Origin of the sequence: Bradyrhizobium sp. AUGA SZCCT0176 (genome assembly GCF_018130145.1) — a bacterium.
Lineage (GTDB): Bacteria > Pseudomonadota > Alphaproteobacteria > Rhizobiales > Xanthobacteraceae > Bradyrhizobium.
Genome location: NZ_JAFCMB010000004.1, coordinates 121,036 through 138,308, shown reverse-complemented (window position 1 = coordinate 138,308; position 17,273 = coordinate 121,036). Strand labels below are relative to the sequence as shown.

The 17,273-nt window shown below is 61.5% G+C and carries 16 protein-coding genes; 11 read left to right on the top strand and 5 right to left on the bottom strand.

The window, feature by feature from the left end; genetic code table 11:
* Positions 1-35 precede the first annotated feature (35 nt).
* The 3 genes from JQ600_RS11905 to JQ600_RS11895 all read right to left on the bottom strand — a co-directional run bounded on the left by JQ600_RS11905 (position 36) and on the right by JQ600_RS11895 (position 3,014).
* Entirely contained in the window at positions 36-1,316 is a 1,281-nt protein-coding gene (locus tag JQ600_RS11905) for an O-acetylhomoserine aminocarboxypropyltransferase (protein WP_192733486.1), read from the bottom strand.
* Positions 1,317-1,499: 183 nt separating this feature from the next.
* Positions 1,500-2,084: a CoA-binding protein gene (locus JQ600_RS11900; RefSeq protein ID WP_212263572.1), complete on the bottom strand. Its 585-nt coding sequence runs from the start codon at positions 2,082-2,084 to the stop codon at positions 1,500-1,502.
* Positions 2,085-2,189: 105 nt separating this feature from the next.
* Positions 2,190-3,014, bottom strand: coding sequence for an enoyl-CoA hydratase (locus JQ600_RS11895; protein WP_212388941.1), 825 nt, complete (start codon positions 3,012-3,014; stop codon positions 2,190-2,192).
* 96 nt (positions 3,015-3,110) lie between these two features.
* Here JQ600_RS11895 and JQ600_RS11890 point away from each other — a divergent pair, with 96 nt between their 5' ends.
* The 6 genes from JQ600_RS11890 to JQ600_RS11865 all read left to right on the top strand — a co-directional run bounded on the left by JQ600_RS11890 (position 3,111) and on the right by JQ600_RS11865 (position 7,010).
* Positions 3,111-3,539 (top strand): PaaI family thioesterase, encoded by a 429-nt coding sequence (locus JQ600_RS11890; protein ID WP_212263570.1) that lies wholly within the window; start codon positions 3,111-3,113, stop codon positions 3,537-3,539.
* A 154-nt stretch (positions 3,540-3,693) separates the two neighbouring features.
* A complete protein-coding gene (rplM, locus tag JQ600_RS11885; RefSeq protein WP_212388940.1) occupies positions 3,694-4,158 on the top strand; it encodes a 50S ribosomal protein L13 in 465 nt (154 codons plus the stop codon).
* Position 4,159: 1 nt separating this feature from the next.
* The gene (gene rpsI, locus JQ600_RS11880) at positions 4,160-4,636 is read left to right on the top strand and encodes a 30S ribosomal protein S9 (protein ID WP_212263568.1); all 477 of its coding nucleotides are present in this window, start codon (positions 4,160-4,162) and stop codon (positions 4,634-4,636) included.
* Between the two features lie 237 nt (positions 4,637-4,873).
* Entirely contained in the window at positions 4,874-6,091 is a 1,218-nt protein-coding gene (locus JQ600_RS11875) for a GGDEF domain-containing protein (protein ID WP_212388939.1), read from the top strand.
* 178 nt (positions 6,092-6,269) lie between these two features.
* Positions 6,270-6,506, top strand: coding sequence for a hypothetical protein (locus JQ600_RS11870; RefSeq protein ID WP_192733479.1), 237 nt, complete (start codon positions 6,270-6,272; stop codon positions 6,504-6,506).
* A gap of 201 nt (positions 6,507-6,707) precedes the next feature.
* Positions 6,708-7,010 carry an antibiotic biosynthesis monooxygenase gene (locus JQ600_RS11865; protein ID WP_192733478.1) on the top strand — a complete coding sequence of 101 codons (303 nt, stop codon included), beginning with the start codon at positions 6,708-6,710 and terminating at the stop codon, positions 7,008-7,010.
* 2 nt (positions 7,011-7,012) lie between these two features.
* Here JQ600_RS11865 and JQ600_RS11860 read toward each other — a convergent pair whose 3' ends face one another.
* Positions 7,013-8,119 (bottom strand): AI-2E family transporter, encoded by a 1,107-nt coding sequence (locus JQ600_RS11860; protein WP_212388938.1) that lies wholly within the window; start codon positions 8,117-8,119, stop codon positions 7,013-7,015.
* Positions 8,120-8,366: 247 nt separating this feature from the next.
* On the opposite strand from JQ600_RS11860, the gene JQ600_RS11855 reads away from it, so the two are divergent.
* The 5 genes from JQ600_RS11855 (at position 8,367) to JQ600_RS11835 (ending at position 15,662) form a co-directional block, all read left to right on the top strand.
* Positions 8,367-9,068: a hypothetical protein gene (locus JQ600_RS11855; protein WP_212388937.1), complete on the top strand. Its 702-nt coding sequence runs from the start codon at positions 8,367-8,369 to the stop codon at positions 9,066-9,068.
* 222 nt (positions 9,069-9,290) lie between these two features.
* Positions 9,291-10,061, top strand: a complete 771-nt coding sequence (locus JQ600_RS11850) for a gamma-glutamyl-gamma-aminobutyrate hydrolase family protein (protein WP_212263564.1) — start codon at positions 9,291-9,293, stop codon at positions 10,059-10,061.
* A gap of 61 nt (positions 10,062-10,122) precedes the next feature.
* Positions 10,123-11,190, top strand: coding sequence for an extracellular solute-binding protein (locus JQ600_RS11845; RefSeq protein ID WP_212388936.1), 1,068 nt, complete (start codon positions 10,123-10,125; stop codon positions 11,188-11,190).
* Positions 11,191-11,415: 225 nt separating this feature from the next.
* Positions 11,416-13,722, top strand: a complete 2,307-nt coding sequence (locus JQ600_RS11840; RefSeq protein WP_249135843.1) for a PAS domain-containing sensor histidine kinase — start codon at positions 11,416-11,418, stop codon at positions 13,720-13,722.
* 176 nt (positions 13,723-13,898) lie between these two features.
* Positions 13,899-15,662, top strand: a complete 1,764-nt coding sequence (locus JQ600_RS11835) for a caspase family protein (RefSeq protein ID WP_212388935.1) — start codon at positions 13,899-13,901, stop codon at positions 15,660-15,662.
* A gap of 114 nt (positions 15,663-15,776) precedes the next feature.
* On the opposite strand, the gene glnA is transcribed toward JQ600_RS11835, so the two are convergent.
* Complete coding sequence (gene glnA / locus JQ600_RS11830; RefSeq protein ID WP_212263561.1) at positions 15,777-17,186, bottom strand: type I glutamate--ammonia ligase; 1,410 nt, start codon at positions 17,184-17,186, stop codon at positions 15,777-15,779.
* Between the last annotated feature and the right edge of the window lie 87 nt (positions 17,187-17,273).

Here is a 17,273-nt window from a genome sequence, read left to right as displayed (position 1 = left end):
ACCACGAGTCGTGGTGATGCGACGTGCGATGGCCCTCAGGCCGTCAGCGCCTGCTCCAGATCCGCGATCAGGTCTTCCTTGTCCTCGATGCCGATCGACAGCCGGACCACGTCGGGGGCGGCGCCCGATTTCACCTTGGCGGCGTCATCGAGCTGGCTGTGCGTGGTCGAGGCCGGGTGGATCACCAGCGACCGGGTGTCCCCGACATTGGCCAGATGCGAGAACAGTTTCAGGTTCGACACCAGGTTGACGCCGGCGTCATAACCGTCCTTGAGGCTGAAGGTGAACACCGCGCCGGCACCCTTCGGTGCGTATTTGCGCGCGAGGTTGTTGTACCTGTCGCTGGCGAGACCCGCATAGTTCACCGCGGCGACCTTCGGATGGCCGGCGAGAAATTCCGCGACGGCCTTGGCGTTCTCGCAATGCTTCTGCATGCGCAGCGGCAGCGTCTCGATGCCGGTGAGGATCATGAAGGCGTTGAACGGCGACAGCGCCGGGCCGAGGTCGCGCAGGCCGAGCACGCGACAGGCGATCGCAAAGGCGAAATTGCCAAAAGTTTCCTGCAGCTTGATGCCGTGATATTCGGGGCGCGGCTCGCTCAGCATCGGATACTTGTTGTCCTTCGACCAGTCGAAGGTGCCGGCATCGACGATGATTCCGCCGAGCGAATTGCCGTGGCCGCCCAGAAATTTCGTCAGCGAATGGACGACGATGTCGGCGCCGTGGTCGATCGGGCGGATCAGGTAGGGGGTGGCAAGCGTGTTGTCGACGATCAATGGCACGCCGGCCTTGCGGGCGACGGCGGCGATCGCCTCGATATCGGTGATGCTGCCCGAGGGATTGGCGATCGACTCGATGAAGATCGCCTTGGTGTGCGGCGTCACCGCGCGTTCGAAGCTTGCAATATCATCGGAATCCGCCCATGCGACGTTCCAGCCAAAGCTCTTGAATGCATGCGTGAACTGGTTGATCGATCCACCATAGAGTTTGCGCGCGGCAATGATCTCGTCGCCGGGCATCAGCAATTGCTGGAACACCACCACCTGGGCGGCGTGTCCGGACGCGACTGCAAGCGCGGCGGTGCCGCCTTCGAGCGCGGCGACGCGTTCTTCCAGCACGGCGTTGGTCGGATTGCCGATGCGGGTATAGATGTTGCCGAAGGCCTGCAGGCCGAACAGCGACGCAGCGTGATCGGCGTCGTTGAAAACAAAGGACGTGGTTTGATAGATCGGCGTCGCCCGCGCGCCGGTGGTCGGATCAGGCTGCGCGCCCGCATGCACGGCAAGGGTCGAAAATCCCGGGTGGCGATCGGTCATTCTATGCATCCTGTTTTTGGTTCGTCGAAAATGCGCGGCATGCTGATCGCAAGCCGCGTCCGCCGTCAAGGCGACCGTTTCACATATCGTGGATTAGGAACGGACGTGCTTCACGGGAGCCTGTAGCTAGGCGGCGCTCCGCGCCGTTGGCCACGTTTTCGAAACAATCGTTTCGCATCTGCGTTACGACAGTTCGCTCTTGTTTTTCGCGGCGCGGTCGGATGCAGCGGTTTCACCGCCGCCGACGCTCATCCGGTTCAGCGACAGACGCATGCCCTGCGTCGGGATCGGCGCGCGCTTGGAGCTGAGCGTTCGCGAATTGACACCCATCCAGGAAATCTCTGATGACAGCCGTCCATATTCGATCTTCGGGCAGCGGTTCATCACGACCTGGATGCCGGCGGCTTCGGCTTTTTCCGCAGCGGCGTCGTCGCGCGCGCCGAGCTGCATCCAGATCACCTTCGGCAGCGGCGACAATTTCAGGGCTTCATCGACCACAGGCATGATGTGGCTGGAATTGCGGAAGATGTCGATCATGTCGATCGGGCGGTCGATATCCCCGAGCGAAGCGACGAAGGGTTTGCCGAGCAGGCTCTTGCCGACATGGCCGGGATTGACCGGGATCATGTCGTAGCCGCGCTGTGCCAGATATTTGAACGCGAAGTAACTCGGCCGCACGTTGACCGGCGAGGCGCCGACCATCGCGATCGATTTCACGCTGTTGAGGATCGCGCGGATGTAATTGTCGTCGTAGGCGTCGTGGTTCATTTATGATTCCCTGCGTCATTGCGAGAAGCGAAGCGACGAAGCAATCCATTCTTTCTTTGCTTGGTATCGATGGATTGCTTCGCTGCGCTCGCAATGACGGAAAAGCTATCTATCCTGCCATTTCGGCTCGCGTTTCTCGATGAAGGCGCCGATGCCTTCCTCGGCGTCGCGCGCCATCATGTTTTCGGTCATCACCTCTGCCGCGTAGCGATAGGCGTCGGCGAGGCTCATTTCGGCCTGGCGATAGAAGGCCTCCTTGCCGAGCTTGACGGTGTAGGCGGATTTCAGCGCAACCTTTTGCGCCAGTGCAATCGCCGCATCGCGTTCGGTGCCGGGTGGAACCACGCGATTGACGAGGCCGAGGTTTTGCGCCGTCGTGGCGTCCACCGGCTCGCCGGTGAGCAGCATTTCCATCGCCTGCTTGCGCGGCACGTTGCGCGACAGCGCCACCATCGGCGTCGAACAGAACAGCCCGATGTCGACGCCGGGCGTGGCGAAGCTTGCGGCTTCGGAGGCGATCGCCAGATCGCAGCTCGCGACCAGCTGGCAACCGGCGGCGGTGGCGACGCCCTGAACCGCGGCGACCACCGGCTTCGGCAATTGCACGATCGCCTGCATCATCGCGCTGCAGGCATTCATGATCTCTGCGAAATAGGCGCGGCCGCTATCGGCGTCGCTTCGGCGCGCGGTCAGTTCCTTCATGTCGTGGCCGGCCGAAAACGCCGGGCCGCTGGCGGCGATGACGAGTGCGCGCACATTCTTGTCGCTGTGAATGTCCTTCAGCGCCGCATGCAGTTCGGCGATCAAGCCCTCCGACAGGCTGTTGCGCGCCGCGGGCCGGTTCAAGGTAAGCACGGCGACGCTGCCGACCCGCTCGCGCAGCAGGATCGGCGATTGAGGGGCAGGCGCGCGGGCGGTCTGGGGCGACATCTCAAAAATTTCCGCTCAATGGTTTTCTTGGGTTTTGTTTGGGCTTTGATGACAACTTAATGTAACAGGCGATCTGAAGCGAGGGCAGGGGTCAGCATGGCGGCAGCGAAAATGAGCGTGGCTGAACTGGAGAAGTTCCTCCACGAGGAATTCCCGCAGGCGTTCAAAGGCGGCGATATCACCATCGAAAGCGCGGATGGCGAAACCTGCCTGCTGCGCCAGCGCTACAACGAGAACATGCTCCGCCCGGGCGGCACGGTGTCGGGCCCAACCCTGATGGCGATGGCCGATTTCGCAATGTATGTGGTGCTGCTGTCGGCGATCGGACCGGTTGGGCTCGCGGTGACCACCAATCTCAACATCAATTTCCTGCGCAAGGGCCAGCCCGGACAGGACGTGCTGGCCGCAGCGCGGCTGTTGAAGCTCGGCAAGCGCCTGGCGGTGGGGGAGGTCAATCTGCTGTCGGGCACGTCGCCCGATCCGATCGCACACGTGACGTCGACCTATTCCATTCCAAACAAATAGGCTTTTATACGGTAATATAACACCATATTTCTAAGGCATTGTTTTTGCTATTGTAATTATCGCCATTTGGCATTGACGCGCCGCGCGCGGTTCTCTAGAAACCGCGCAGTTCGGCGCAGCCTGCGCCGCAGTCCCCTTTCACGGATTTCCTCACATGAAAACCTTTTCGGCTAAGCCCGCCGAGGTGACGAAGAAGTGGGTGCTGATCGACGCCAAAGGTCTGGTGGTCGGACGGCTCGCTACCCTGGTCGCCATGCGCCTGCGCGGCAAACACCTGCCTACCTACACGCCCCACGTCGATTGCGGCGATCACGTCGTCATCATCAATGCGGCGCATGTCGTTCTGACCGGTCGCAAGCGCGACCAGAAGGTCTACTACAAGCACACCGGCTTCATCGGCGGCATCAAGGAACGCACCGCGAAGTCGATCCTCGAGGGTCGCTTCCCCGAGCGCGTCGTCGAGAAGGCCATCGAGCGCATGATCCCCCGCGGACCGCTCGGCCGCGTGCAGATGGGCAATCTGCGCGTTTACGCCGGCGCCGAACATCCGCATGAAGCCCAGCAGCCCGAGACGGTTGATATCGCTTCGATGAACCGCAAGAACATGAGGGCCGCATAAGATGTCCGATACCATGCAGTCGCTCGACCAGTTGTCGTCCCTGAAGACGGCTTCGCCCGACGCGCCGAAATACGTCAAGAAGGTCGACAAGTTCGGCCGAGCCTACGCCACCGGCAAGCGCAAGGACGCGGTCGCCCGCGTCTGGATCAAGCCGGGCGCCGGCAAGATCGTGGTCAATACCCGCGAAGTCGAAGTCTATTTCGCGCGTCCCGTTCTGCGCATGCTGATCCAGCAGCCGCTGGTCGCAGCTGCCCGTGCCGGCCAGTACGATGTCATCTGCACGGTCGCCGGCGGCGGTCTGTCGGGCCAGGCGGGTGCCGTGCGTCACGGCATCTCCAAGGCGCTGACCTGCTTCGAGCCGGATCTGCGCGGCGTGTTGAAGAAGGGCGGCTTCCTGACCCGCGACTCCCGTACCGTGGAGCGCAAGAAGTACGGCCGCGCCAAGGCGCGCAAGTCGTTCCAGTTCTCGAAGCGCTAATTGCTTCGCTAAAATTTGCAGCGATTGCTGCATTCAAAAACGAAGAAAAAGGGCGCTTTTCAGCGCCCTTTTTGTTGTGAGTTTAGAGATGAATTAACGCAGATTTTCACGAAAACTTTCGTGCGCGTACACACGAAATTGGAACCCGAGCGGCCTAGCGTGCCAGGACTGCGGGGGCGCAGCATCACATTTCCAAATACGCTCCCAGCATTGCATCACACTTTTACGGTGGGGCTCATGTCGTTCGATACGTCCACGCTATATCTGTTCGCAACCATGGTTGCGGGCATGCTCGGGGCCATGCTCATTTTCTTCGGCAAGCAGGAAAATGTCCCGGCGTTGAAGTGGTGGGGCACGGCCTATCTGCTCGGTGCGGCCTCGGTCGCGATCTGGACCGTCGGCGGCGCCGCACTTGGCGGACCGCTGACGCTGGCGTTGAACGCGGTCGGCTTCATCGCCTGCGGCATGGTCTGGAATGCCGCCCGTGTATTCCTCGGCCGCAAGCCCAATCTGCCGGGACTGGTGTTCGGCGCGATCGCCTGGGTCGGTGTATCCGTGGGCTTGCCGTGGCTGGATCCGGCGATGCGCCTGACCGCCGGTGCGGCCATCGTTGCGATCTACGCGGCGCTGACGGCCTCCGAATTGTGGAGCGAGCGGCGGCGCAGCATGCAGAAGCGCTGGCCGACCATTGCGGTGCCTGTCATGCACGGCTGCGTGCTGATGCTGCCGATCCTGCTCGGCGATCTGCTGCGTCCACACGACGAAACCTTCTACAGCAGCATCTGGGTGACGGCGTTTTCGATCGAGCTCGTGCTTTATGCGATCGGCACCGTGTTCGTCATCTTCATGCTGGTGTCGGATCGTGCCGTGACCGTGCACAAGACGGCAGCGTCGATCGATCCCTTGAGCGGCATGTTCAACCGCCGCGGCTTTGCCGAGGCCTGTGCGCGGGTGATCGAACGCGAGGCCAACGCCGGCCGGCCGGTGACGGTGATGATCTTCGACATCGACCATTTCAAGGGCATCAACGACCGTTTCGGTCATCCGGCGGGTGATGAAATCCTCAAACTGTTTGCCACCGTCGTGGTCAATAATCTGCGCATCAGCGATCTGTCAGGCCGCATCGGCGGCGAGGAGTTCGCCGCGCTGTTGCCGTGTGCGCTGGAAGAGGGCGTGCTGGTGGCCGAGCGCGTGCGTGAAGCGTTCGAGGCGTCCGGAATCGTGTGCGAGGAAGGGCCGGTCGATACCACCGTCAGCATCGGCGTGGCCGGCGGGCCGGCGGGCACCGAACTCGAGGTGCTGCTGGCGGCGGCCGACACCGCGCTCTATCAGGCCAAACGCAGCGGCCGCAATCGCGTCGAGGCCGCGGAAGAGCTGCCGCTGTCGCTGGAACACTGGCGGCGCAAGACCGCAGGCCTTCCGGCGCCGGCCCGTGCGCAGGCTGCCGCGACCTAGAGCTGATCGGTTTTGATTTGAGCAGAACCGAAGCTCCAGACTCTTGTTTGACGCGTTTTCTTGACGCGAACCGGTAGCCATCCCGCATCAAGTGCGGGACAGGCTTTCGCTTGAAAACGCGCTGCAGGAAAACGCGGCGGTAACCTCGCGTTTACCATTCTGTCCATATTATTTACTTATGGAGTCGATACGCTCGCGAAACCCCCAGGCTGCCCTGATGTCGCTCGAAGCGGCCGCAGTCTCCGCCCGTGGCGGCTTCGCCTGCATGTTCTCCAGCTCGGAAGAATTCGAGACGGCGCTCATAACCGAGCGCCGGGCGCAGGGCCGTTACGATCAGCGCAGAACGCGCTGGCCCGCCATCCTGTTCATCGGTTGCGCGATGATGGTTGTGGGCGCAGTGTTGCTGTTCAACTGAGGCTGACCTTCGGGATGCTGATGCCGGGCGCCGCGAGGCGCCTTTTTCTTTGCGCCGGGCTGGGTTAGAGCGTTTTCCAGCGAAGTGGATACCGGTTCGCGGCAAGAAAACGCGTCAAAACAAGAATCTAGAGCCCGTTCCGATTCCATCGGAACGGAAAAGGCTCTAGAGACGATTGTTCCCAGCAGAAGGCCTTCATCAATGATCACCGAAATCGCACAGATCGACGTCAAACCCGGCACCGAGAAGGATTTTGAGGCCGCGGTGGCCAAGGCGCGTCCGCTGTTCCTGCGCGCCAAGGGCGGCAAGGGGTTTGAGCTGCACAAGTCGATTGAGAAGCCGCAGCGCTATCGCCTGATGGCGCAATGGGAAACGCTGGAAAATCACACCGTCGACTTCCGCGGCTCGGAAGATTTTACGGCATGGCGCGGCCTGGTCGGGCAGTACTTTGCGGCGCCGCCCGAGGTCGAGCACACCGAGACGGTGCTGACCTCGGCGGGCTAGGCTTACGCCATCGTCCTTTCGGCCTTGAAGTGGTCGATCATGACCTTGGCGATCGCCATCAGGGGGAGCGCCAGCGCCAGCCCCCAGATGCCGAACACGACGCCGAGCAGGATCTGGAACGCGAACAGCGTGGCGGGCGGAATATCCAGCGCCTGACGCTGGATGATCGGCGTCAGCACGTAGCTTTCCAGCGCGTGCACGCCGAGGAACAGGATGAACGCGCTCAACGCCGCGACCCATCCCGAAGCGAGGCTCGCGAGCACCACGATCAGTCCACCGAGGATCGCACCCACGGTTGGAATGAAGGCGAGCAGGCCGGCCTGGATGCCCAGGATGAACGAGCTGGGGATGCCGATGATGGCAAGTCCGACCCAGGTGACAAAGAACACCGCGGCCATGGTGATGATCTGCGCGATCAGCCAGCGCTCCAGCGTCCAGCCGATGCGGTCGATAACGATGGTGGCGCGGGCGCGGTGCTTGGCCGGCGCCATGAACAGCAGCCCGTTGCGGTAAACGCTCGGCTGCACGGCAAAGGCGAGGCCCAGAAACAGCACGATAAAGAAGTTTCCGACCGCGCTCACGGTGCCCAGGATCAGCTTCAGGCTCTGGCTGAAAATGGCGCCGCCGCTGGACGCGATGGTGCTGGCGCTGGGAAGGCTATGCGGCGTTGTTGGCGCCGCCGGCGCAGACGCATCCGAAGCCGCATTGAGGCTGCCGAAGTCGAAAAAGCTGGTATCGACCCCATTCCTGTCCAGGAAGGCTTTGAGGTCAACCAACTGCGACTTGATCGTGTCGCTCAACACCTTGGTCTGTTGCGCGATGGTGGCGCCGCCGAGAAAAAGAATACCCGACAGGAGCCCGGCCAACACCAGGCCCACGACGGTTAGCCGCAGCGAATGGGGAAGTTTGACCACACGGCCGAGCATGTTGGCCATCGCGGTGAGGGCGACGCCGAGCAGCACGCCGGCAAAGATCAGGAACAGGGTCGCGGCGAAATACCAGGTGAACAGCAAGAGTGCCGTGAACAGCACGACGCCGATGCCTCCGACCGAGATCGCCCACGCCAGATCGTTGCGGGCCAAAAGACGATCGTCAGCCGGACCTGTCACGTTGATTCCTTCCTGCAGAATATCCTGCGCCAGTCTTTCGCGAAAATTCGCCCGGGATCAAGCGGCGAGGCACGCGCCGGTTTGACGCTGCCACGCCCGGTGTGCCAAGCGGTGCAGGCTAACTAAAGCGTTTTCCAGCGAAGTGGACGCCGGTTCGCGTCAAGAAAACGCGTCAAATCAAGAATCTGGAGCTCCGTTCCGATTCCATCGGAACGGAAAAGGCTCCAGCGACGTCGGCGAGGATGAGATGAATTTCAAATGGTTGGGGCCGGTTGCGCTGCTGGCGGCGATCTATATCGGCGACCAGATCAGGATCAACCGTCCCAGCCACAAATATCGCTTGACCGTCGAAGTCGAGACCCCCGATGGACGCAAATCGGCGAGCGGAGTTTTGGCGGTCCATCCGTATCGCGGCTACAGCGGCATCGGCCCAACCCGCACCGTGGGCGATGCCGTCTACGTCGACCTCGGCGGCGGCAAAAATCTGGTCGCGCTGCTGGCGCATATCGACAAGAAACTCGAACTCGAGGGCATCAATTACGTAGCCTTGCGCGCCTATACGGCCGCCGCCGGCGACGGCAAGCGCGTGTCGTTCAACGACATGAACCGCCAGACCGGCGTCGTGCCGGTAACGGGCGCGCTGATCCCGGTGCTTGTGACATTTGCCGATCCGGCCAACCCTGGGACCGCGCGCAACGTGCAGCCTGACCAAGCGGAGGCGATGCTGGGGAAGGGATATCGCCTCCACGGGATATCAGCCGAGGCCGTGCCTAACGGGTTCTGGCCGCTCGATTTCGGCGGCGCGCTGGGCGAGCCGGTGACCCGCGCCATCCAGGCGAAACTGCCGTGGCTGAATGGCGCCGACAATTCCGCCGCGACCGCGCTTCGGGCGGCCGGTCTGCCCGGCGTCGAGGCTGTTGATGCCAGGGAAGCCTTTACCCGGAAGTAGCTGCCTTTGCCGCGCGTCAGGCCTCCCCACGAGCCAAAACGCGTGCCTTGCGCCTATTCTGACGCCGGCTTGCCGGCACGGCCTGGGATTCGCGCGGAGCTGCAAAGCAGAAGTGGGCAGCATATCATGTTGATCCGGCACGTTCTCGCAGGCATGATCGGTCAAAATCATGGCTCAACCTAGAAGATCCTTGCGCAGGACGATGAAAGCAGAAATTTGGCGATGAGACGGCCCGTGGTCGGTGTGATCGGGAACGCCCATCGCATCGAAAATCGTTTCACAACCCAGATGGTCGGAGAGCGCAATCTCCGCGCTGTAGCCGACGTGTCGGGCGCACTGCCGCTGATGTTTGCGGGATCGCCGGAGATTACCGATATCGGCGCCTTGCTTGACGCCGTCGACGGGGTGGTGCTGACAGGCGCCCGTGCCAATGTTCATCCGACTCGTTTCAAGACCGAGCCGCATGAGAGGCACGAGCCCTACGATATTCACCGCGACGACGTCGCCCTTGCGCTGGCGGAAGCCTGCGTCGCCCGCGGCGTGCCGATCTTCGGTATCTGCCGCGGCTTGCAGGAAATGAACGTCGCCTTTGGCGGCTCGCTGCACCCGGAGATTCGCGAAATCCCCGGCCGCATGAATCACCGCATGCCGCGGCTGGAGAACGGCGAAATCCACCCCGATCCGTTGGTGATCTTTGCCGACCGGCATGACGTCCATCTCACCCCGGACGGCGCTTTTGCAAAGCTGCTTGGCTGCGAAACCATTCGCGTGAACTCGCTGCATGGGCAAGGCATTCTCGATCCCGGCGAGCGCGTCGTCATCGAGGGCGTGGCGGAAGACGGCACCATCGAAGCGATCCGGATTGCTGACGCACCGAGCTTTGCGCTCGGCGTGCAATGGCATGCGGAGTACGACCCGCAGCGCAATCCGATCAACCGTGCGCTGTTTGAGGCGTTCGGCGAGGCGCTGAAGGCGCATCAGCGGGCGAGCTAGCAGGCGGTTTCGAACGAACAGGCGGCCGAACAACGGTCGGGCGACAAAGGGGGAGGGTGCGATGCGGGACCGCCGATGGTCGAGACGCGACCTGCTCAAGGCGTCGACGGCTTCCGTTGCCGGCCTTTTATTCGCCGAGCCGGTCAAAGCCGCGGCGCCGCCGCCTTCCGAAGTGACGCCCGCGCTGATCGAGGCTGCCAAGAAAGAGGGCAAGGTGTCGTTCTATACGGCGCTTGAGCTCAACACCGCCGAGCGGATGGCGCGGACGTTCGAAGCCAAATATCCGGGCATCAGCGTCCGGGTGGAGCGTTCCGGCGCGGAGCGGATCTTCCAGCGCATCGCGCAGGAGCAGGGCAGCGGCATCAACGCCGTTGACGTCGCCAACTCGACGGACCCGGCGCATTATCTCGACTGGAAGAAGAACAACTGGCTCGCGGCCTACCTGCCGGCGGAGGTCGCCAAACATTTCCCGGCCGACCAGATCGACCCCGATGGCATGCACGCGACGTCCTGCGCCTGGCTGGAGGCGATCGGCTACAACACCAATCTCGTCAAGCGCGAGGAAGCGCCAAAGAGCTATGCCGATTTGCTCGACCCGAAATGGCAAGGCAAGATCGTCAAGGGCCATCCCGGCTACAGCGGCGCCATCTTGACCGCGACCTTCGTGCTGACGCGCGATCTCGGCTGGGTCTATCTGGAGAAACTGGCGCAGCAGAAGGTCATGCAGGTGCAGTCGGCCGCCGATCCACCGAAGAAGATCCTGCTCGGCGAGCGTGCCATCATGGCCGACGGCAACGACTACAATCTGGTGCTGGCCAAGGACCAGGGCAAACCGGTCGAGGTGGTCTATCCGACCGAGGGGGCGCCGTTGATCATCGTTCCCTCCGGAATCTTCCGCGGCGCGCCCAATCCCAACGCGGCAAGATTATTTCAGAACTTCTTTTTCAGCGCCGAAACCCAGCAGATGCTGGTCGACGTGTTCGCACACCGCTCGTTTCATGCGCTGGTGAAGGAGAAGGGCGAGCACATCCCGCTGGCGAATCTGAAATTGCTCAAGGCCGATCCCGCCGCCGTGCAAGCGCAAAGCGAGGAGATCAAGGCGCGCTACGCCAGGATATTCGGGGTATAATTTGATTCGAAATATCCATTTCTCCGGGGTGCTGTCCGTAATTCTACGGAACCGAAAACGCGGGAGCGCGGCGCAGAACTCGGCTATGCATTGGGGTAGCTGAGGGCGCCGAACAACCGGCGCAAGGCGCCGGACCCGCATTCATACTCACACCATTGTCGTTATCATTTCCTGGGCGGTTTCTCTGGCGGTTTTCTTAGCGATTTTATTGGGCAGTTGGTCGTCATGACTTTGAGGAGCCGCCTTGCGTTCGCGATGGTGTTCCTGGTCGTGGGCACCATTTGCGCCCTTGCTGTGTTCGGTGATGGTTTCGGCCGCGCGGCATTCATCGTCGGGGTGATCGCGATCTTGGTCGCGCTGGTGCTTGCGGCCGCCATCGCGGGCTCGCTGTCCCGACAGCTGACCCAAATGACCCGGGCGGTCGAAGGCCTGTCGCGCGGCAAGCCGGTTGCGATGCCTGCCGAAGGTAGCCGGGAGATGGCCCCGCTATCAGCGGCTTTCGCCGAATTGTCAGACCAGCTTGGCGCCAAGCCAAACCTGCTGGAAAACACGGTCGAAAGCATCCGCGATTGCGTTGTCGTGGCCGACGAGAATGCGGTGGTCGTCGTTGCCAACGGCGCAGCCCGCCAGCTGCTGGGTGTGGACCGCGGCTTCGACAGCCTGACGGGGGTAAGAAAATTCGCCTGTTTCCTTTCGGACGGTACCACGCCGCTGCCGATCCCGGATTCGCCGCTGGCGCGGGCGCTGCGCGGCGAACATGTCGATGATTTCGAACTCATGGTGCAGTCCGAAGGATCCAGCGCCAAAGCCTACATCGTCGCCAACGCCCGGCCGTTGCGCGACGAACGCGGCAGGCTTCGCGGGGCGGTGACCGTGCTCCGCGACGTCACCGAACAAAGGCGCGCCCTGCAGGCTCTGGTCGACAGCGAACAGATGGCGCAGACCATCGTGAGCACCGCGCTCGACGCCTTCGTCCAGACCGACGAAAACGGCTTCGTTCTCGAATGGAGTCCGCAGGCCGAAGCCTTGACCGGGTGGACGCGGGCGGAGACGGTTGGTGTGAAGCTGGTCGAGCTGGTGTTTCCCGAACACCTTCGCGCGGCGCACCGGCAGCGGATCGCCAAATTCCTGCGTGAGACCGCCGGCGGCGCCATGGGCATGCGCTATGAGGCACCGGCGCTGCACCGGGACGGTCACGAATTTTTCGTCGAAGTGTCGCTCACGGCGCTGCGCCGCGGCGACGGTTACATCATCAACTCCTTTGTCAGGGACGTCACCCAGCGGCGCCTCGCCGAGGAGCGACTGATTCAGGCGCAAAAGATGGATACGGTCGGGCAACTGACCGGTGGCATTGCCCATGACTTCAACAACATGCTCACGGTGATCACAGGCACGATCGAAATTCTGGCCGATGGCGTCAAGGACGTTCCGCACCTGGCTTCGATCACCAAACTGATCAGCGACGCCGCCGACCGCGGTGCAAACCTCACCGCCAGCCTGCTGGCGTTCGCGCGCAAGCAGCCGTTGCAGCCGGCCGAGATCGACGTCAATGATCTCATTCGCGAAGCCGTTCGATTGCTCGCGCCAAGTCTCGGCAAGAATATCGAAATCGAGGCCGCCTTGAACGACGACGCGTGGCCGGCATTCGTCGATCGTAGCCAACTCTCCTCCGCGGTCGTCAATCTCGCCATCAATGCCCGGGACGCCATGGCAAATGGCGGAAAGCTGACCATTGCGACCGGCAATATCACCTTGGGTGTGCCCGAGGCCGTGGCCTGCGGCGTCGAACGCGCCGGCGATTATGTCGCCGTCGAGGTGAGCGACACCGGCACCGGGATTCCGCAGCCCATTCTCGACAAGATATTTGAACCGTTCTTTTCCACCAAGGAGGTCGGCCAGGGAACAGGGCTCGGGCTCAGCATGGTGTTTGGCTTCGCCAAGCAGTCGGGCGGAAGCGTCGACGTGCGCAGCGAGGAGGGAAGCGGCACGACGTTCACGATCTATCTGCCCAAAGCCGACACCAGCGCGCTTCAACCGTCGACACAAGACGAGGATTCGCCGGTGCAGGGCGGCAGCGAAACGCTCCTGTGCGTCGAGGACGACCGCAAGATCCGCGACTATGTGACGATGCAGCTCGAGAGCCTCGGCTACAAGGTGATCGTGGCCTCGAATGCCGACGAGGCCCTCGCCATCGTCAATCGGGGCGCCGCGTTCGATCTGCTGTTCACCGACGTCGTGATGCCCGGCAGCATGAACGGCAGGCAACTGGCTGAAACGCTGATGGCCGGGCGTCCGTCGCTCCGGGTGCTCTTCACCTCCGGCTACAGCGACGGCGCGCTGCCGCTGAAAAACCGCGCGGGCCACGGGATTCCGCTTTTGACCAAGCCGTATCGGCGCGCGGAGCTGGCGCGAACGTTGCGCCGTTGTCTTGATATTGCGGTCGATCCGGCCGGCGATCCGATACCGACGCCTTATTCCGTGCAGCCGGAGCTCGAGCGTTTCCTGCGCAAGTATCCGCCGAAGGAGGGGTAGAATTTATTCGAGGTGTCGCGGAGAGGCGTCGCGCGCAAACAAGTTTCACTTCGGACAACGAAGGCTTTCACATCAAACTGTGAGTTAGATCACACAAGATGTGCAATTTCTAGTTTTCCTGTTGTCGGGGTACCCGGATGATAGCTTCGAATTTAATGCTGGTTAGGACCGTACCGATGCGCACCGTTAGAGCAGCCACCTTCGTCGTCACTTCAATTTGGCTTCTCATTCAGCCGGCACTTGCTGAGAATCGGATCGCGCTCGTCATCGGGAACGGCTCCTACGAAAAGGTACCGGAGCTACCTAACCCGCCTCGTGACGCAGCCGACATTGCGCGTGCCCTTGAGCGATTGAATTTCAAGGTCACGCAAACAAAAAACGCGACCGCGCACGAAATGCGTAAAGCCATCGTCGATTTCGGCCGCGCTGCCGAAGGGGCGGAAATGGCCGTCGTATTCTATGCCGGACACGGCATGGAGGTGGGTGGCGAAAATTGGCTGATTCCGGTCAATGCCGAACTGCGTAGCGACGCCGACATCGAGAGCGAGGCCGTCAGTCTGCGCTCGATTAGTCTCCAGGTTTCAAAGGCGCGGCAGCTGGGTCTCGTCATTCTTGATGCATGTCGAAATAATCCCTTTGCTGCAAAGATGAAGCGCTCGCTCAGCACCCGGGCGGTGGCTCGCGGGTTGGCTCCGACAGAACCCTCCGACAACGTGCTGATTGCATATGCCGCTCGGGATGGCACCACAGCAAGCGACGGCGAAGGCCGCAACAGTCCGTTTACGATAGCCCTTCTTCGACACATTGAGACACCTGGACTCGAAATCTCATTCCTGTTTCGGAGAGTCCGGGATGACGTCATGGCGGCAACCAAGCGCGAACAGCAGCCGTTTGTGTACGGATCGCTGTCGAAGGAGGAGATTTATCTTAGAGCTCCCGGTGCCAGCGCTCCAGCACGGCCTGCTGCTGGTCAAGTTGCGGCAGTTCCGTCGGAAGATGAGCAATTTTGGCAAGCTATGCGAACGTCAACGGCAGCCGGCTTATACGAGGAATTTCTCTCCAGATATCCAAAGAGCAGTCACGCCGCTGAAGCTCGTCAACGGATCAAGGACTTCAGATCCAAAGAGGTTGCTGCAGCATCTCCCACGACTGTCTCTCCTCGACTAGAGGACAATGCGGGCACGATCAAAGGAGGCGAAAATTCAGGTGCGAGACCGTCCGACCGAAACCTGTTTTTGGCCGAAGACAGTCAAAAAGTGGCAGCGATTGGGGTGGCTCAGCGATTCGATATGCCGAAGTTCGCTATCTCGCCCGCTCAGGACGATCCTCTCGGCGCTAATTCCAGGTTTGTCGGAGTGTGGTCTAGCAAGCGCGGCTGGGGAGGTGGCAAGGGTCGCAACGCCATGTTGATCGTTACAGAAGTTTCCGCGACCGGCCTCGCACGTGGATATTACGTTTGGGGCCCACCCACGAAGCATTCCTGGACGCGGGATGCGGCGGGGTACAAATGGTTCGCCGAATACATTGTGAACGACAAGTTTTCCATCAAGACGGTTCCGGGGATCAATGTAAAACTGGACGACAAGAACGTTCTCACATTGCTCACAGCTAAATCAGACAAGCCCGTTGATAGGGGCAGCATCGAGCTTCGCCCAATCTGGCAACTCGTAAAATGGCGTGGGGATGCCGAACCATCGGCCAAGCGTGATCAGGCTCCGCAAAATGGTCGAGTGCCCAAACAGGAGCCGTCAGAGCGGCGATCCACGATATCAGGGCCCACGATCAAGCCGAAACCCCCGGGCCCGAAGGTTGCGCAAGAGAGCGATCTGCGACAGGGCAAGGTCGCCGGCCAGTCTATGGAAGATCGCTATCGGGCATGTCGAAAGCTGGTTAAGGGTTTCGCCCAGCGGGACGCGTGTGCGCGCAACGGAGGCATATGAGTTTCAGCCAGTGGGGCAGATGAGTTAACCCGTCTACAAAACAAAAGGCGCCCCGTTCGGAGCGCCTTTCGCATTTGTGGACCGTGACATCAGCGGCGCGAGCGCCGCGAAAAATCACAGCGAATAGTACATGTCGAATTCGACCGGATGCGGGGTCATCTCGAAGCGCTCGACTTCGGTCATCTTCAGCTCGATGTAGCTGTCGATGAAGTCGTCGTCGAACACGCCGCCGTTCTTGAGGAACGCGCGGTCCTTGTCGAGGTTTTCCAGGGCCTCGCGCAAGCTGCCGCACACCGTCGGGATCTGCTTCAGTTCTTCCTTCGGCAGATCGTAGAGGTCCTTGTCCATCGCCGGACCCGGATCGATCTTGTTCTTGATGCCGTCGAGGCCGGCCATCAGCATCGCAGCGAAGCCGAGATACGGGTTGGCCATCGGGTCGGGGAAGCGGACCTCGACGCGCTTGGCCTTCGGGTTGGCGGTGTAGGGGATACGGCAGGAGGCCGAACGGTTGCGCGCGGAATAGGCGAGCAGCACGGGGGCTTCATAGCCCGGGACCAGACGCTTGTAGGAGTTGGTCGACGGGTTGGTGAAGGCGTTGATCGCCTTGGCGTGCTTGATGATGCCGCCGATGTAGTGAAGGCAGGTCTCGGAGAGGTCGGCGTATTTGTTGCCGGCGAACACCGGCTTGCCGTCCTTCCAGATCGACTGGTGGACATGCATGCCCGAGCCGTTGTCGCCATAGATAGGCTTCGGCATGAAGGTGGCGGTCTTGCCGTAGATGTGCGCGACCTGATGGATGCAATATTTGTAGATCTGCATGTGGTCGGCCATCAGCGTCAGCGTGTCGAACTTCATGCCGAGCTCGTGCTGGGCGGAAGCGACTTCATGGTGATGCTTTTCGACCTTGACGCCCATCTTGGCCATCGCGCCGAGCATTTCCGAGCGCATGTCCTGCACCGAGTCCTGCGGCGGCACCGGGAAGTAGCCGCCCTTGGTGCGGATGCGGTGACCGAGATTGCCGCCTTCATATTCGGTGTCCGAATTGGTCGGAAATTCCGAGGAGTCGAGCTTGAAGCCGGTGTTGTAGGGCAGGGACGAAAAGCGCACGTCGTCGAATACGAAGAACTCGGCTTCCGGTCCGACGAACACGGTGTCGCCGATGCCCATCGACTTGACCATCGCCTCGGCCTTCTTGGCCATGCCGCGCGGGTCGCGGTTGTAGGGCTCGCCGGTGGTCGGCTCGAGCACGTCGCAGGTGATGACCATGGTGGTTTCGGCGAAGAACGGGTCGATCGTCGCGGTGACCGGATCGGGCATCAGGCACATGTCGGATTCGTTGATCGCCTTCCAGCCGGCAATCGACGAGCCGTCGAACATGGTGCCTTCGGCAAAGATTTCCTCGTCGATCATGCCGATGTCGAAAGTCACGTGCTGCCACTTGCCGCGCGGGTCGGTGAAGCGCAGGTCGACGTATTTTACGTCGTTGTCCTTGATCGATTTCAGGACGTCTTTGGCGGTCTTCATGAATACCCCTTTTGGTTTCCAGGACTCTGCGACAACGACATTTTCGCAAACAACACGCACACACAGACAGAGTGGTGAGATATCGCA

Bases quoted from the DNA above. Each gene is read 5' to 3' on its own strand.
- JQ600_RS11905 (WP_192733486.1), bottom strand. From the start codon at position 1,316: ATGACCGATCGCCACCCGGGATTTTCGACCCTTGCCGTGCATGCGGGC.
- JQ600_RS11900 (WP_212263572.1), bottom strand. From the start codon at position 2,084: ATGAACCACGACGCCTACGACGACAATTACATCCGCGCGATCCTCAAC.
- JQ600_RS11895 (WP_212388941.1), bottom strand. From the start codon at position 3,014: ATGTCGCCCCAGACCGCCCGCGCGCCTGCCCCTCAATCGCCGATCCTG.
- JQ600_RS11890 (WP_212263570.1), top strand. From the start codon at position 3,111: ATGGCGGCAGCGAAAATGAGCGTGGCTGAACTGGAGAAGTTCCTCCAC.
- rplM (WP_212388940.1), top strand. From the start codon at position 3,694: ATGAAAACCTTTTCGGCTAAGCCCGCCGAGGTGACGAAGAAGTGGGTG.
- rpsI (WP_212263568.1), top strand. From the start codon at position 4,160: ATGTCCGATACCATGCAGTCGCTCGACCAGTTGTCGTCCCTGAAGACG.
- JQ600_RS11875 (WP_212388939.1), top strand. From the start codon at position 4,874: ATGTCGTTCGATACGTCCACGCTATATCTGTTCGCAACCATGGTTGCG.
- JQ600_RS11870 (WP_192733479.1), top strand. From the start codon at position 6,270: ATGGAGTCGATACGCTCGCGAAACCCCCAGGCTGCCCTGATGTCGCTC.
- JQ600_RS11865 (WP_192733478.1), top strand. From the start codon at position 6,708: ATGATCACCGAAATCGCACAGATCGACGTCAAACCCGGCACCGAGAAG.
- JQ600_RS11855 (WP_212388937.1), top strand. From the start codon at position 8,367: ATGAATTTCAAATGGTTGGGGCCGGTTGCGCTGCTGGCGGCGATCTAT.
- JQ600_RS11850 (WP_212263564.1), top strand. From the start codon at position 9,291: ATGAGACGGCCCGTGGTCGGTGTGATCGGGAACGCCCATCGCATCGAA.
- JQ600_RS11845 (WP_212388936.1), top strand. From the start codon at position 10,123: ATGCGGGACCGCCGATGGTCGAGACGCGACCTGCTCAAGGCGTCGACG.
- JQ600_RS11840 (WP_249135843.1), top strand. From the start codon at position 11,416: ATGACTTTGAGGAGCCGCCTTGCGTTCGCGATGGTGTTCCTGGTCGTG.
- JQ600_RS11835 (WP_212388935.1), top strand. From the start codon at position 13,899: ATGCGCACCGTTAGAGCAGCCACCTTCGTCGTCACTTCAATTTGGCTT.
- glnA (WP_212263561.1), bottom strand. From the start codon at position 17,186: ATGAAGACCGCCAAAGACGTCCTGAAATCGATCAAGGACAACGACGTA.